At 73.4% G+C, this 13,838-nt stretch carries 11 protein-coding genes; 2 read left to right on the plus strand and 9 right to left on the minus strand.

The genetic code is table 11. The features are described from left to right. The 8 genes from BI06_RS06870 to rsmI form a co-directional block, all read right to left on the minus strand. A partial coding sequence (locus BI06_RS06870; RefSeq protein WP_043466492.1) for an ABC-F family ATP-binding cassette domain-containing protein occupies window positions 1-1,333 on the minus strand: 1,333 nt, incomplete at its 3' end. 149 nt (window positions 1,334-1,482) lie between these two features. Next, entirely contained in the window at window positions 1,483-2,418 is a 936-nt protein-coding gene (locus BI06_RS06875) for a 4-(cytidine 5'-diphospho)-2-C-methyl-D-erythritol kinase (RefSeq protein ID WP_043466495.1), read from the minus strand. Between the two features lie 10 nt (window positions 2,419-2,428). Beyond that, window positions 2,429-3,298: a 16S rRNA (adenine(1518)-N(6)/adenine(1519)-N(6))-dimethyltransferase RsmA gene (rsmA, locus tag BI06_RS06880; RefSeq protein ID WP_030393468.1), complete on the minus strand. Its 870-nt coding sequence runs from the start codon at window positions 3,296-3,298 to the stop codon at window positions 2,429-2,431. 28 nt (window positions 3,299-3,326) lie between these two features. Beyond that, on the minus strand, window positions 3,327-3,926 hold the full coding sequence (locus BI06_RS06885) for a Uma2 family endonuclease (protein ID WP_051740388.1): 600 nt from the start codon (window positions 3,924-3,926) through the stop codon (window positions 3,327-3,329). Between the two features lie 70 nt (window positions 3,927-3,996). Then, window positions 3,997-4,875, minus strand: coding sequence for a TatD family hydrolase (locus BI06_RS06890; RefSeq protein ID WP_030393469.1), 879 nt, complete (start codon window positions 4,873-4,875; stop codon window positions 3,997-3,999). Between the two features lie 32 nt (window positions 4,876-4,907). Beyond that, on the minus strand, window positions 4,908-6,527 hold the full coding sequence (gene metG / locus BI06_RS06895) for a methionine--tRNA ligase (RefSeq protein ID WP_030393470.1): 1,620 nt from the start codon (window positions 6,525-6,527) through the stop codon (window positions 4,908-4,910). Window positions 6,528-6,579: 52 nt separating this feature from the next. Then, window positions 6,580-7,029, minus strand: a complete 450-nt coding sequence (locus BI06_RS06900; protein WP_030393471.1) for a hypothetical protein — start codon at window positions 7,027-7,029, stop codon at window positions 6,580-6,582. A 358-nt stretch (window positions 7,030-7,387) separates the two neighbouring features. Beyond that, on the minus strand, window positions 7,388-8,257 hold the full coding sequence (rsmI, locus tag BI06_RS06905; protein WP_078879911.1) for a 16S rRNA (cytidine(1402)-2'-O)-methyltransferase: 870 nt from the start codon (window positions 8,255-8,257) through the stop codon (window positions 7,388-7,390). 97 nt (window positions 8,258-8,354) lie between these two features. Here rsmI and BI06_RS06910 point away from each other — a divergent pair, with 97 nt between their 5' ends. Both BI06_RS06910 and BI06_RS06915 read left to right on the plus strand, forming a co-directional pair. Beyond that, window positions 8,355-10,259 (plus strand): dolichyl-phosphate-mannose--protein mannosyltransferase, encoded by a 1,905-nt coding sequence (locus tag BI06_RS06910; RefSeq protein ID WP_082558413.1) that lies wholly within the window; start codon window positions 8,355-8,357, stop codon window positions 10,257-10,259. Window positions 10,260-10,451: 192 nt separating this feature from the next. Then, window positions 10,452-12,224 carry a penicillin-binding transpeptidase domain-containing protein gene (locus tag BI06_RS06915; RefSeq protein WP_051740389.1) on the plus strand — a complete coding sequence of 591 codons (1,773 nt, stop codon included), beginning with the start codon at window positions 10,452-10,454 and terminating at the stop codon, window positions 12,222-12,224. Between the two features lie 66 nt (window positions 12,225-12,290). Here the strand turns inward: BI06_RS06915 and BI06_RS06920 are convergent, their stop codons facing one another. Beyond that, a complete protein-coding gene (locus tag BI06_RS06920; protein WP_051740390.1) occupies window positions 12,291-13,706 on the minus strand; it encodes a glycosyltransferase 87 family protein in 1,416 nt (471 codons plus the stop codon). Window positions 13,707-13,838 lie beyond the last annotated feature (132 nt).

The raw sequence follows: 13,838 nt of genomic DNA on the forward strand, positions 1-13,838 counted from the left end.
GCTCGTCGAGGAAGAGCACATTGGGCTCGTCCATCAGCAGCCGGAGCAGCTGGAGCCGGCGCCGCTCGCCGCCGGACAGGTCGCCGACCGGCGTCCACTGCTTGTCCTTGCCGAAGCCGAACCGCTCGCACAGCTGGCCGGCGCTCATCTCCCGGCCCTTGCCGAGGTCGACCCGGGAGCGGACCTGCTCGACGGCCTGCAGCACCCGGGTGGTCGGCTCCAGCTCGGCGACCTCCTGGGAGAGGTACGCCAGCCGCACCGTCTTGCCGACCTTGACCACGCCGGAGGCGGGCTGGATGTCGCCCTCCGAGGTGTACGCGTCGCGCAGCGCCCGCAGCAGCGAGGTCTTGCCGGCGCCGTTGACGCCGAGCAGGCCGATCCGCTCGCCGGGGCCGAGCTGCCAGGTGACGTCCTCCAGCAGCAGCTTCGGGCCGGCCTTGACCGTGATGTTCTCGACCTCGAAGACGGTCCTGCCCAGGCGCGCGTTGGCGAACTTCATCAGCTCGCTCTTGTCGCGCGGCTCGGGGACGTCGGCGATGAGAGCGTTGGCCGCCTCGATGCGGTAGCGCGGCTTGGAGGTGCGGGCCGGGGCGCCGCGGCGCAGCCAGGCGAGCTCCTTGCGGGCCAGGTTCTGGCGCTTCTGCTCCTCGGTGGCCTCGATCCGGGAGCGCTCGGCGCGCGCGAAGACGTAGTCGGAGTAGCCGCCCTCGTACTCGTGCACCGAGCCGTGCTGGACGTCCCACATCCGGGTGCAGACCTGGTCCAGGAACCAGCGGTCGTGGGTGACGCAGACGAGCGCGGAGCGCCGGTTCTGGAGGTGCTGGGCGAGCCAGGCGATGCCCTCGACGTCGAGGTGGTTGGTGGGCTCGTCGAGCACGATCAGGTCGGGCGAGCCCAGCAGCAGCTTGGCGAGGGCGATCCGGCGGCGCTCACCACCGGAGAGCGGGCCGATGACGGTGTCCAGGCCGTCGGGGAAGCCGGGCAGGTCGAGGCCGCCGAAGAGGCCCTCGATGATGTCGCGGATGCGGGAGTCGCCGAGCCACTCGTGGTCGGCGCGGCCGGCGATGACCTCGTGCCGGATGGTGGCCTCGGGGTCCAGCGAGTCGTGCTGGGTGAGGACGGCCATCTCCACCCCGCCGACGTGGGTGATCCGCCCGCCGTCCGGCTCCTCCAGCTTGGCGAGCATCCGGATCAGGGTGGTCTTGCCGTCCCCGTTGCGTCCGACGACGCCGATCCGGTCCCCCTCGCTGACGCCGAGGCTGACCCCGTCCAGAAGGGCCCGGGTGCCGTACACCTTCGTGACGGACTCGATGGTGGCGAGATTGACGGCCACGTGTGCTGCGCTCCTGGGTTCGACGGTCCGGGCTCGGGCGGAGGTCCGGATCCTCCCCAGCCTAGTGGGCCCGCCCCGGCTCCCCTCCCGCCCGAGAGCCGGCGACCGCCGCTGCCCCGCCGCCGCCCCGCTGCCGTTCCGCTCCCCCGCTACTCCCCCGCGGTCACCGCTGCGCCCGGCACCGGCCCGCGGGTGGCGTGCGCGGCCCGGCAGCTGCCGGAGGCCCGCAGCGCGGCCGCGACGGCCTCGGCGGCGTCGGCGTCCTTGGCCAGGAAGGCGCAGGTCGGCCCGGAGCCGGAGACCAGGGCGCCGATCGCGCCGGCCTCGGTGCCCGCCCGCAGGGTGGCGGCGAGGGCGGGGCGCAGCGACAGGGCGGCCGGCTGGAGGTCGTTGGTCAGCGCGGCGGCCAGGGCGACGGCGTCGCCGTCGGCGAGGGCCGCGAGCAGCGCGGGGTCGGCGTCGGGGGTGGCCACCTCGGTGTCGGCGGAGCCGGTGCCGGCCTCCTCGCGAAGGCGGTCGCACTCGCGGAAGACCGCAGGCGTCGACAGGCCGCCGTCGGCGACGGCGAAGACCCAGTGGTAGGTGCCGGCGACGGGCAGCGGCTCCAGGATCTCGCCCCGGCCGCGGCCCAGGGCGACGCCGCCGACCAGGGCGAACGGCACGTCCGAGCCGAGTTCGGCGGCGAGCTCCAGCAGCACCTCGGCGGGTGTGCCCAGCTTCCACAGGGCGTCGCAGGCGACCAGCGCGGCCGCGCCGTCCGCGCTGCCGCCGGCCATGCCGCCGGCCACCGGGATGGCCTTGGCGATGTGCAGGTGGACGTCGGTCGCGGCGAGGCCGTGGTGGGCGGCGAGCAGCCGGGCGGCGCGGGCGGCGAGGTTGCTGTCGTCCAGCGGCACGGCGTCGGCGTCCGGCCCGGTGCAGCTGAGGGTGACGCCCGCGCCGGGTTCGCCGGCCGTCGCGGTCACCTCGTCGCCGAGGGCGACCGCGAAGAAGACGTTGGCCAGGTCGTGGAAGCCGTCGGCGCGCAGTCCGCCGACCCCGAGCTGGACGTTGACCTTGGCGGGCACGCGTACCGTGACGGTCACTGGGAAACCCTTACTCCGGCTTGTGTTCGGCGATGGCGGCGAACTGCTCGACGGTGAGCATCTCGCCGCGCAGCTTGTGGTCGATCCCGGCGGCGGCGAGCGCCTGCTCGGCCCCGGCGGCGGAGCCAGCCCAGCCGGCCAGCGCGGCCCGCAGGGTCTTGCGGCGCTGGGCGAACGCGGCGTCGACGACCGCGAACACCTCCTCGCGGCTCGCGGTGGTGCTCGGCGGGTCGTGGCGGACCAGCGAGACCAGCCCGGAGTCCACGTTGGGGGCGGGCCAGAAGACGTTGCGGCCGATCGCACCGGCCCGCTTCACCTCGGCGTACCAGTTGGCCTTGACCGAGGGGACGCCGTAGACCTTGTTGCCCGGCTTGGCGGCGAGCCGGTCGGCGACCTCGCTCTGCACCATGACCAGGGTCCGCTCGATGCTGGGGAAGGTGGCGAGCATGTGCAGCAGCACCGGCACGGCCACGTTGTACGGCAGGTTGGCGACCAGCGCGGTCGGCGCCGGACCGGGCAGTTCGGTGACCAGCATGGCGTCGCTGAACACCAGGTCGAAGGAGTCGGCCTTGCCGGGCATCCGGGCGGCCACGGTGTCCGGCAGGTGGCGGGCCAGCACCGGGTCGATCTCGACCGCGGTGACGTGCCGGGCGACCTCCAGCAGCGCGAGGGTCAGCGACCCGAGCCCGGGCCCGACCTCGACCACCGTGTCCTCGCCGGTCACCTCCGCGGCCCGGACGATCCGCCGTACGGTGTTGCCGTCGATGACGAAGTTCTGCCCGCGCTGCTTGGTCGGCCGAACGCCGAACGCTTCCGCCAGCGCCCGGATGTCCGCGGCGCCGAGCAGGTGGCTGTCAGAGGTGGGGTCGGTGGTGCTCACCCGCCAAGGATACGGGCGCCCCGCCCCCTCACAGCTCGACGACCGCCGCGAGGTCGATCTCCACGGGGTACGGCACCGAGGTCCGCAGCACGCCCTCGTGCTGGGCGACGGGGAGGTAGACGCCTTTCTCCTCGTCCCGGTGGAACTCATGGACGATCGGGAGGTCGTCCAGACCCCGTTCGACCCGCCAGAAGTACGGGATGCCCTTGTCGGCGTACTGCCCGGGCTTGCGGAAGCGGTCCGCGACCTGGGATCCGGGCGAGACCACCTCGACAGCCAGCACCACCGACTCGGGTGGGATGCACTCCAGCTCGAAGAAATCGAGGCCGGTCTTGTCGATGACCACAACATCGGGTTTGGCGGTGTTGTACTCGTCGAGCAGTACGCATCGCTCTATGTTCGCCACGTGGGGCGCGACCTTCGCACCGCGAAGAGCCGAATAGAGCTCGTCACGTACCTGGTCGTGCCACCACTTCGTCATACCCCGGACCACGACGGCTCCGTCCACCAGTTCCCAGTCGACCGGCAGATCGAGTTCCCTGACCTGCTCGTACGTCCAGCCCTGGGACGGCGGGTACATCCAGTCGATCGGCATGGCGGTCATGGCCACCTCCCTCACTGCACTCATGCTAGCCAGCCTAGGAAGCCGCCAGGAGTGCCGAACCGTTTCTCCTGAACCAGATATTCGTTCGAACGGATCAGTACCCGAACGCCCGCGCCGTGTTCTCCGCGATCGCCGTGGCGAGCGCGTCCTCGTGCAGGCCCAGGGTGTCCGCCATCGACCGCACCGTGACCGGGATCAGGTACGGCGCGTTGGGGCGGCCGCGGTAGGGGTGCGGGGTGAGGAAGGGGGCGTCGGTCTCGACCAGGACCCGGTCCAGCGGGGTGACCGCGAGGGCGTCCCGCAGCGGCTGGTTGGCCTTGAAGGTGACCGGGCCGGCGAAGGAGAGGTACCAGCCGTGCTCGGCGCAGACCTTGGCCATCTCCGCGTCGCCGGAGTAGCAGTGGAAGACGGTCCGCTCGGGCGCGCCCTCCTCCAGCAGGACCGCGACGACGTCCTCGTGGGCGTCCCGGTCGTGGATCACCAGGGCCTTGCCGTGCCGCTTGGCCATCGCGATGTGGCGGCGGAACGACTCCTTCTGGATCTCCACGCCCTCCGGCCCGGTGCGGAAGTAGTCGAGGCCGGTCTCGCCGACCGCGCGGACCTGCGGCAGCGCCGCGAGCGCGTCGATCTCGGCCAGCGCCGCGTCGAGCGCGGCCTGCCCGCCGGGCTCGCGCCGCTGCCCGGACCACCCGTCGGGGTCGCCGAGGAAGATCCGCGGCGCCTCGTTGGGGTGCAGGGCGACGGCGGCGTGCACCTGCTCGAACCGGGCCGCCAGTTCGGCGGCCCAGCGCGAGCCCGGCACGTCGCAGCCGACCTGGACGACGGTGGCCACCCCGACCGAGGCGGCCTTGGCGAGGCCCTCCTCGGGGGTGCCGGACTGCATGTCCAGATGGGTGTGCGAGTCCGCCACCGCCACCGCCAGCGGGGCCGGCAGCGGCGGCGGGGTGGACCGCTCGTCGTCCTTCTTCGGCATCGGTCGTCCTCCTCCGGCCCCAGGGACAAGCCCTAGGCGGCCGGCTTCTCCTCGAGGCGCGGGAACAGGATGTCGCCCTTGGTGACGGTGGCGCCGACCGGCAGTAGGCCCCACTGCGCCGCCTGCGCGACGGTCTGCTCCGCGAGCGCGCCCAGGCCCTCGGCGGCGCCCAGCGAGTCCCAGAGCTTCTCGGCGGTGGCCGGCATGACGGGGTTGAGCAGCACCGCGGTGGCCCGCAGCGACTCGGCCGCCGTGTAGAGGATGGTGGCCAGCCGGTCCCGGCCCTCGGCCGAGTCGTCCTTGGCGACCTTCCACGGCTCCTGCTCGGTGAGGTAGCCGTTGACCTGCTTGACGAACTCGAAGATCGCCGCGAGGCCGCCGGCGAAGTCCAGCTCCTCGCCGATCTTCCGGTCGGCGGTCGCGACCGCCGCCGCGAGCCCGTCCGCGACGGCCTGCTCGGCGTCGCCGTGGGCGGGCGCGGCCGGGAGGGCCCCGTCGAAGTACTTGCCGACCATCGCCGCCACCCGGGAGGCGAGGTTGCCGAAGTCGTTCGCCAGCTCGGAGGTGTACCGGGCGGTGAAGTCCTCCCAGGAGAACGAGCCGTCGGTGCCGAACGGGATCGCCCGCAGGAAGTAGTAGCGGTAGGCGTCCACGCCGAAGTGGGAGGTCAGATCGGTGGGCGAGATGCCGGTCAGGTTGGACTTGGACATCTTCTCGCCGCCGACCATCAGCCAGCCGTTGGCGACGACCCGCTTCGGCAGCGGCAGCCCCGCGGCCATCAGCATCGCGGGCCAGATCACCGCGTGGAAGCGCAGGATGTCCTTGCCGACCAGGTGCACCGAGGCCGGCCACAGCTCGGCGAAGCGCTCCGGGTCGGCGCCGTAACCGGCGGCGGTGATGTAGTTCTGCAGCGCGTCCACCCACACGTACAGGACGTGCTTGTCGTCCCAGGGCAGCGGGACGCCCCAGTCGAAGGTGGAGCGGGAGATGGAGAGGTCCTGCAGGCCCTGCTCGACGAAGCGCAGCACCTCGTTGCGGGCCGTCTCGGGGGCGATGAAGCCGGGGTTCTCGGCGTAGAACTCCAGCAGCTTCGGGCCGTACGCGGAGAGGCGGAAGAAGTAGTTCTCCTCCTCCAGCCACTCGACCGGCTTCTTGTGGATCGGGCAGAGCTTCTCGCCCTCGGTGGCACCGTCGAGCAGCTCGGCGGGGAGCTTGTACTCCTCGCAGCCGACGCAGTACGGGCCGGAGTAGCCGCCCTTGTAGATCTCGCCCTTGTCGAACAGGTCCTGGACGAACTCCTGCACCCGGGCGGTGTGCCGCTCCTGGGTGGTGCGGATGAAGTCGTCGTTGGCGATCTCCAGGTGCTGCCAGAGCGGCTTCCAGGCCTCCTCCACCAGCTTGTCGCACCACTCCTGCGGGGTGACGCCGTTGGCCTCCGCGGTGCGCAGGATCTTCTGACCGTGCTCGTCGGTGCCGGTCAGGTACCACACCCGCTCGCCGCGCTGGCGGTGCCAGCGGGTCAGCACGTCGCCCGCCACGGTGGTGTACGCGTGGCCCAGGTGGGGGCGATCGTTGACGTAGTAGATCGGGGTGGTGACGTAGTACGCGGGAGTGGTGCCCCCGGTGGTGCTGTGGTCTGCAGTGGCCGCCATGGTCGGCAAGCTTAGTCGGGCCCGGGTACGGGCCCGACCGCCGCTACCACCGTCAGCCCCGCATCCGCGCCCAGAAGCGCGCCCAGCGCCCGCCCGAGGGGGCGGTCCGCACCGGCCGCGCCGCGTCGGCCGGGACGGCCGGCTCCGCGTGCGAGGAGTACCCGGGGGCGTGCTGCCACGGCTGGTCCTGCCCGGCCACCCGGCCCTCGCGCATGATCCGGACGGTGTGGCCGCCGCAGCCCGGGCAGGCCGGCTTGAGCAGCGGCGACGGCACCCGGACTCCGTTGGCGTGGTACTCGAACACGACGCGCCCGTCCCGGGCCACGTGGTGCTCGATGTCGTACGCCTGCTCCCAGCCGTACCCGCAGCTCAGGCACACGAAGGAGTAGGCCTCCCGGACGGTCTCGACGGGGGTGTGCGCCCGGCCGCTCGGGCCGGCGCTGCTCGGGCCGGGGTCGCTCAGGGCGTTGCCACCGCGGGGGCTACCGATCGTCTCGCTCATAGCCGTCTCCCAGCGCCCGCCGGGCGCTCGCCCGGCTGGGTCTTTCCATCCCAGCAAATGCCCGGAACGCCCCGGCCGATGCCCGTCTTGTGAAGACTTGGAGGGGGGTTGGGAAGCCCTATACGAAAGGGTGGGTCCTGTCCGAAAACCTCGACCGAAGCTTCAGCTCGGCGGGCGTTTACCCGGGGCCTTCTCTCCAAGGTACGCGCCCGCGCGCCCGGCGGCACCTCGCCCACGAACCGTGTGTACTCGCAGCTCAGGCGCCTTCCGAAGCGCTTTCCGACCGTTCCCCGGCCGTTCGTCGACCGTTCCCGACCGGATTGCCCGCCACCGCCCCGACCGCCTCCCGGCCGTCCGCTCAGCCGGCCCCGCCCGCGGCGGCGTTCTTGGCCGCCACCACCGCGTCGAACACCTCGCGCTTGGGAAGCGAGAGTTCGGCCGCGATCGCAGCGATCGCCTCCTTGCGCCGCTCCCCGGCCTCCTCCCGCACGGCCACCAGCCGGGCCAGCTCGGCCGGGCCCAGCTCCTTCGGCGCGGCCGGCGGCGCGCCCGCCACGACCACCGTGATCTCGCCCCTGACCCCCTCGGCCGCCCACGCGGCCAGGTCGCCGAGCGGCCCGCGCTTGACCTCCTCGTAGGTCTTGGTCAGCTCCCGGCAGACGGCGGCGGGCCGCTCGGGGCCGAACGCCTCCGCCATCGCGGCGAGCGCCTCCGCGATCCGGTGCGGGGCCTCGAAGAAGACCATGGTGCGCGGCTCGGTGGCGATCGAGGCCAGCTGCCGGGCCCGGTCGCCGGTCTTGCGCGGCAGGAAGCCCTCGAAGGTGAACCGGTCGACCGGCAGCCCGGACAGCGCCAGCGCGGTGAGCACCGCGGACGGCCCCGGCACCGCGGTCACCTTGAGGTCGGCGGCCACCGCGGCGGCCACCAGCCGGTAGCCGGGGTCGGAGACGGAGGGCATCCCGGCGTCGGTGACCAGCAGGACGCGGGCCCCGCCGAGCAGCGCCTCGACGAGCTCGGGGGTGCGCCCGACCTCGTTGCCCTCGAAGTAGGAGACCACCCGCCCGGCCGGGGTCACCCCGAGTGCCTGGGTGAGCCGGCGCAGCCGCCGGGTGTCCTCGGCCGCGATGACGTCCGCCGCGGCGAGCTCGGTGAGCAGCCTGGGCGGGGCGTCCGCGACGTCGCCGATGGGGGTTCCTGCAAGTACGAGTACTCCTGTCACGGACCCCATCCTTCCAGCAACCGGCCGCCGGGTGCTTTTGGTGACGTTTCGGGCAGCTTCGGAGGGAGCGGTCCCACCGTCATGACGCACCCCTACCATGTGGCGGATGAACGGCGACACGGCGGCGCAGACGCCCACTGGTACAGACCTCACCGCGCGGGGTGGCGTCGGCGGGCCGGTCCTGGCGGACCAGCCGTCGCCCGCCCTGCCGGGCCCGCGCGACCCGGCCGGCGACGCCGCCGACGGCGGTCCGGACGAACCGGGCGGCCCGGCCCCGGACGTCCCGGACGGCTCCATACCCGCCCCGCCCCCGCCGCGCCCCGCCTGGCTGCGCGGCCTGGCCCGGTTCGGCTACGCCCCGGCGCCCGCCGCGACCACGGCCGAGCGCCTGGTCCCGCCGATGCCTGACGGCCCGGGCGTCACCCCGGAGCGGGTGCCGCCGTCCCCGCTGCTGCTCCGACTCGGCCTCGCCCTGCCGGCGCCGCTGTGGTCCTGGCTCTGCCGCTGGGCCGGCTGGCTCGGCCCGCTCGCGGTGACGCTGTTCGCCGGGGTGCTGCGGTTCACCGACCTCGGCTCGCCGAACGCGATCGTCTTCGACGAGACGTACTACGCCAAGGACGCCTACGCGCTCTGGCACGGCGGCTACGAGATCAGCTGGCCGGACGGCGCCAACGAGCAGATCATGGCCGGCGGCCCGGTCCCGTACCGGTCGAACCCCTCGTACGTGGTGCACCCGCCGGTCGGCAAGTGGATCATCGGCGCCGGTGAGCAGCTGTTCGGGATGAACCCCTTCGGCTGGCGGTTCGCGGTGGCACTGCTCGGCACCCTGTCGGTGCTGATGCTGGCGAGGATCGCCCGCCGGCTGTTCCGCTCGACCCTGCTGGGCTGCGTGGCGGGCCTGCTGCTCGCCGTGGACGGCCTGCACTTCGTGATGAGCCGGTCCGCGCTGCTGGACCTGGTGGTGATGTTCTGGATCGTCGCCGCCTTCGGCTTCCTGCTGCTGGACCGCGACCGCACCCGGGCCCGGATCGCGGCCCGGCTGACCGCCCTCGGCGACGGCGGCCCGGACGCGGGGATCGCCCACCGGCTCAACCTGGGCTGGCGCCCGTACCGCATCGCGGCCGGTGTCTGCGTCGGTCTGACCTGCGCGACCAAGTGGAGCGGCCTGTACGTGGCGGCCGCCTTCGGCCTGCTGACGGTGCTGTGGGACGCGGGCTCGCGCCGGCTGGCCGGGGCCGACCACCCCTACCGGTGGACCCTGGTCCGGGACGCGGTGCCGGCCTTCGTCTCGCTCGTGGTGGTCCCGGTGGCCGTCTACATCGCCTCCTGGTGGGGCTGGTTCGCCAGCAGCACGGTGCCGAACCAGGGCGGCTACGGCCGGGACTGGGCGGTCGGCCGCTCCACCGACTTCCCGTGGATCCCGGAGGGCCTGCGCGCGCTCTGGCACTACCACTCGACGGTCTACGACTTCCACACCCATCTGAGCGACCCGCACACCTACCAGTCGAACCCCTGGAGCTGGCTGGTACTGGGCCGGCCGGTGTCGTTCTTCTACGAGTCGCCGAAGCAGGGCACGGCCGGCTGCACGGTGAGCGAGTGCGCCCGCGAGGTGCTCGGGATCGGCACCCCGCTGCTCTGGTGGACCGGTGTGATCGCCCTGGTCTACTGCCTGTGGCGGTGGGCGGCCCGGCGCGACTGGCGGGCCGGCGCGGTGCTCTGCGGCCTGGCCGCCGGCTACCTGCCCTGGTTCGCCTACCAGCAGCGGACGATCTTCCTGTTCTACGCGGTCTGCTTCGTGCCCTTCCTGGTGCTCGCGGTGACCATGCTGCTGGGCGCGCTGGTCGGACCGGCCGGGGCCTCCCGGGACCGGCGGATCATCGGCGGGGCGGCGGCGGGCCTGGTGGTCCTGCTGATCATGTGGAATTTCCTCTTCTTCCACCCCCTGTACACGGGCGAGACGATCCCGATGGGGGACTGGCGCAAGCGGATGTGGTTCAACACCTGGATCTGACGGCGGGGGCGCGCCGGGGGCGGTGCCGGGCGGCGAAGCGTACCGAAGTGGTGCGTGACACGTACCAGATCCGTCACAAGACGCCGCCGATTCGCCGGGGCACGGAGTCCGGCTGCCTAGGCTGGACTCCGAACGCGCATCCGGCCTCGTCCGGCTGCGGCCCGACCGCCTGACCCTTGGGGGAACATCACCATGCGCAATGGCGCGAAGACCGGCCTGATCACCGGCGTGGCCGTCGCCGTACTCGCCGCGGGCGGCTACGGGGCGTACAGCCTCGTCGGCGGCTCCGACGACAAGGACGCCCCGGCCGCCAAGAAGGCGCGCACGGTGGTCGCCGAGCCCCCGAGCGCCGAGCAGGCGGCAGCCGGCACCAAGGACTTCCTGGACGCGTGGGCGGCCGGCGACCTCGCCAAGGCGGCCTCGCTGACCGACGACCCGGCGGGCGCGACCACCGCGCTGACGGCGTTCCGGGACCAGGTGAAGCCGAGCGGGCTCACCCTTGCCCCGGCCGGCCCGGCCACCCCGGCGGCCTTCGCCGCGGCCACCGGTTCCCCGAGCGCCGCCCCCAAGCCCCCGGCCACCGCCTCGGGCGCGCCGACCCCCGGCGCCACCGACTCGCCGTCGGCCACCGCCCCGGCCACCCCGGCCGCCCCGACCGGGGTGCTGATGGGCTTCAAGGCCCGCGCCGAGTTCGAGGGCACCAACCGGGTCTGGGACTACAGCGGCTTCCTGAGCGTCGTGAAGATGAGCGACAACACCCCGGCCGTGCACTGGGCGCCCTCGGTGATCCACCCGCACCTGGCCCCGGGCGAGACGATCGGCGTGCAGCCGCTGCCCCCGATCGCCGGCAACGTGGTGGACCGCAACAACAAGCCGCTGACCGGCGCCTCGATCACCCCGCTGATCCCGACCCTGCAGGCCAAGGTCGCCAAGCTGCTCGCGGACCAGAACAAGGACCAGAGCGACAACGGCACCGGCGTGGTGATCACCAACGCGGCCGACCAGAACAGCGTGCCCGACCGGCTGTTCACCATCGTCGACCCGAAGCCCCCGAAGCCGTTCAAGCTCACCATCGACAACACCCTCCAGGCCGCCGCCGAGAAGGCGATGACCGACCTGGGCGGCAAGAAGGGCTCGATCGTCGCCATCGAGCCGAGCACCGGCCAGGTGCTGGCCTTCGCCAACGCGCCGGTCACCGGTCTGAACCGGGCCTTCCAGGGCCAGCTCGCCCCGGGCTCCACGCTGAAGATCCTCACCTCCACCGCCCTGCTGGAGGCCGGGGTCAACCCGGACACCCCGGTGGCCTGCCCGACCCTGAGCAGCAACCCGAAGAAGATCCCGAACTCGTTCCCCGACGCGTACCCGAACAACACCCTGCAGCAGGACTTCATGATCTCCTGCAACACGGCCTTCATCGACCAGGGCCTGGCCAGCCTCAAGCCGGGCGCGCTGACCACCACGGCCAAGGACGTGTACGGCATCGGCCTGAACTGGCAGACCGGTCTGCCCAGCTTCGACGCGGTGGTGCCGGACGCCGGCACCAACAAGGACGAGCAGGCCATGCAGTCGATCGGCCAGGGCAAGGTCCAGATGAACCCGCTGGCCATCGCCTCGATCACGGCCACCGTGCAGAGCGGCTCCTTCAAGCAGCCGATCCTGGTCGCCGAGCTGCCGCAGCAGAAGGCCCCCCGTGACCTCGGCCCCGACGTCGCCGGCAAGCTGCGCCAGATGATGGCCGCCACCGCCGTCGGCGGCACCGCCAAGGACGTGATGGCCGGGATCTCCGACAACGCGGGCGCCAAGACCGGCTCGGCCGAGGCCACCGGCATCGCCACCACCAACAGCTGGTTCACCGCCTACCGGGGCAACCTCGCGGTCGCCTCCGAGGTCGAGGGCGGCGGCCACGGCGTGGACGCGGCCGGCCCCGCCGTCGCCTCGATCATCAAGGCGGCCGGCAACCGCTGACCCCCGGACGGCGGACACCGGCCCCGGGCCGGCGGACGCCGACGCCGAGCCCCGACCGGGCCCGTCCTACCGCACCGGTAGGGCGGGCCCGGCCTGGTTCAGCAGGCAGGCGGCCGGCCGGACCGGCGGCCGGGCACCGCTCCACCGCCGCGCCGCCAGCCGGGGCCAGATCACCAGCACCGCCGGCAGCGCCAGGTACCCGAACCGCCCGGCCGGAGCCAGCATGAAGGCGATCGCCAGCCCGGTGGCCAGCAGGTCGGCGGCGGCGATCGCGGAGACCGGCGGCCGGGCCAGCAGCCAGATCGTCACCCCGAGGCCGCCCACGGTCAGCAGCACCAGCGAGGCGGTGTGCCCGGTGGGCCCGAAGCCGGCCAGCACCTTGCCGGGCAGCGGACTGCCGGCCGGCGTCTGGATCGCGGTCAGCCCGAGCGGGAAGCGCACCACCTGGTCGCGCAGCTCCTCGGCCCGGGTCAGCACGTAGGGCACCATCACGGCGGACGCCGCGCCGAGCGCGGCCAGCCCGGCCCGGGCGGCCGGGCGCCGGCCGTAGAGCCGCCAGAGCAGCAGGACGGCCACCGGCAGCGCCGGCCAGACCGTCCACTTCAGCGTCCCGGCCAGGGCCAGGACCAGTCCGGCGGCGACCGTCCGGTCCCGCTCGGCCAGCGCCATCGCCAGACAGCAGAGGCCGATCAACGGCAGGTCGACCCCGCCGCCCACCAGCGCCAGCGCGACCAGCGGCGAGGCGGTGAGCACGGTCAGCGGCAGCAGCGGGGCGCGGTCCCGGCTCGGCCGCAACAGCCGCCAGCTCGCCAGCAGACAGGCGACGAAGGCCAGCGCGAACCAGATCCGGGCGTCCCCGGCCAGCCGGGCGAGCGCGTTGCCGTCGCCGAACAGCGCCCGCGGCACACCGAACAGCGACATCGCCGGCAGGTAGGGGTTGTAGTCGGTGACCACCACCGGATCCGGCAGGTACGGGCTGCCGGTGCTGAAGAGCAACCGCGCGGAACGCTCGACCACCATCACCTCGGACTGGTGGCGCCCCTGCAGCACGAGGACCACCAGCGGCACCAGGACGGCGCCGAGCAGGGCCGCCGCGGCCCCGGCGCGGGCCGCGATCCGGCGCGGGAGGAGCAGGCAGAACACTCCGGCGAGCAGGTAGGCGGGGGCCGCGAGGGTCCCCCACAGCCGCTGGTTGGGGAGGTCGGAGACGATCGGGAATCCGGCCGCCCAGCCGGCCGCGACCAGGCTGCCGAGCAGCTGGACGCCCCGGTGCCCGGCGAGCCGGGCCGGATTCAGCCGATCGGGCGGGGAGGACGGGCCCTCCTCACCACGCTGGCGGGGGAACGGCCGGTGGCCCCGGTCGCCGGGCGGTCGTCCGGATCCGGTCGGGGGCACGGCCGGAACGGGCGCCGTCGGCGTCGCGCTCCGGCCGGTGGAGCGGCCGCGCGGGCGGGAGAAGCCGGGCGTGCGGGTGCTCACCATGGTGGAAGGTTAGGGCCGGGGGTGGTGCCCTGTCGCCATGCGGAGGACACGAGTGTCCGGCGCCACGGCCTCGGACTCCCACCGGGACACCGGCCGGGACACCGGCGGGCGAACGGCCGGGAACAGCCGCGG

The organism is Kitasatospora sp. MBT66 (genome assembly GCF_000710405.2).
In the GTDB taxonomy this organism is placed as follows: Bacteria; Actinomycetota; Actinomycetes; order Streptomycetales; family Streptomycetaceae; genus Kitasatospora; species Kitasatospora purpeofusca.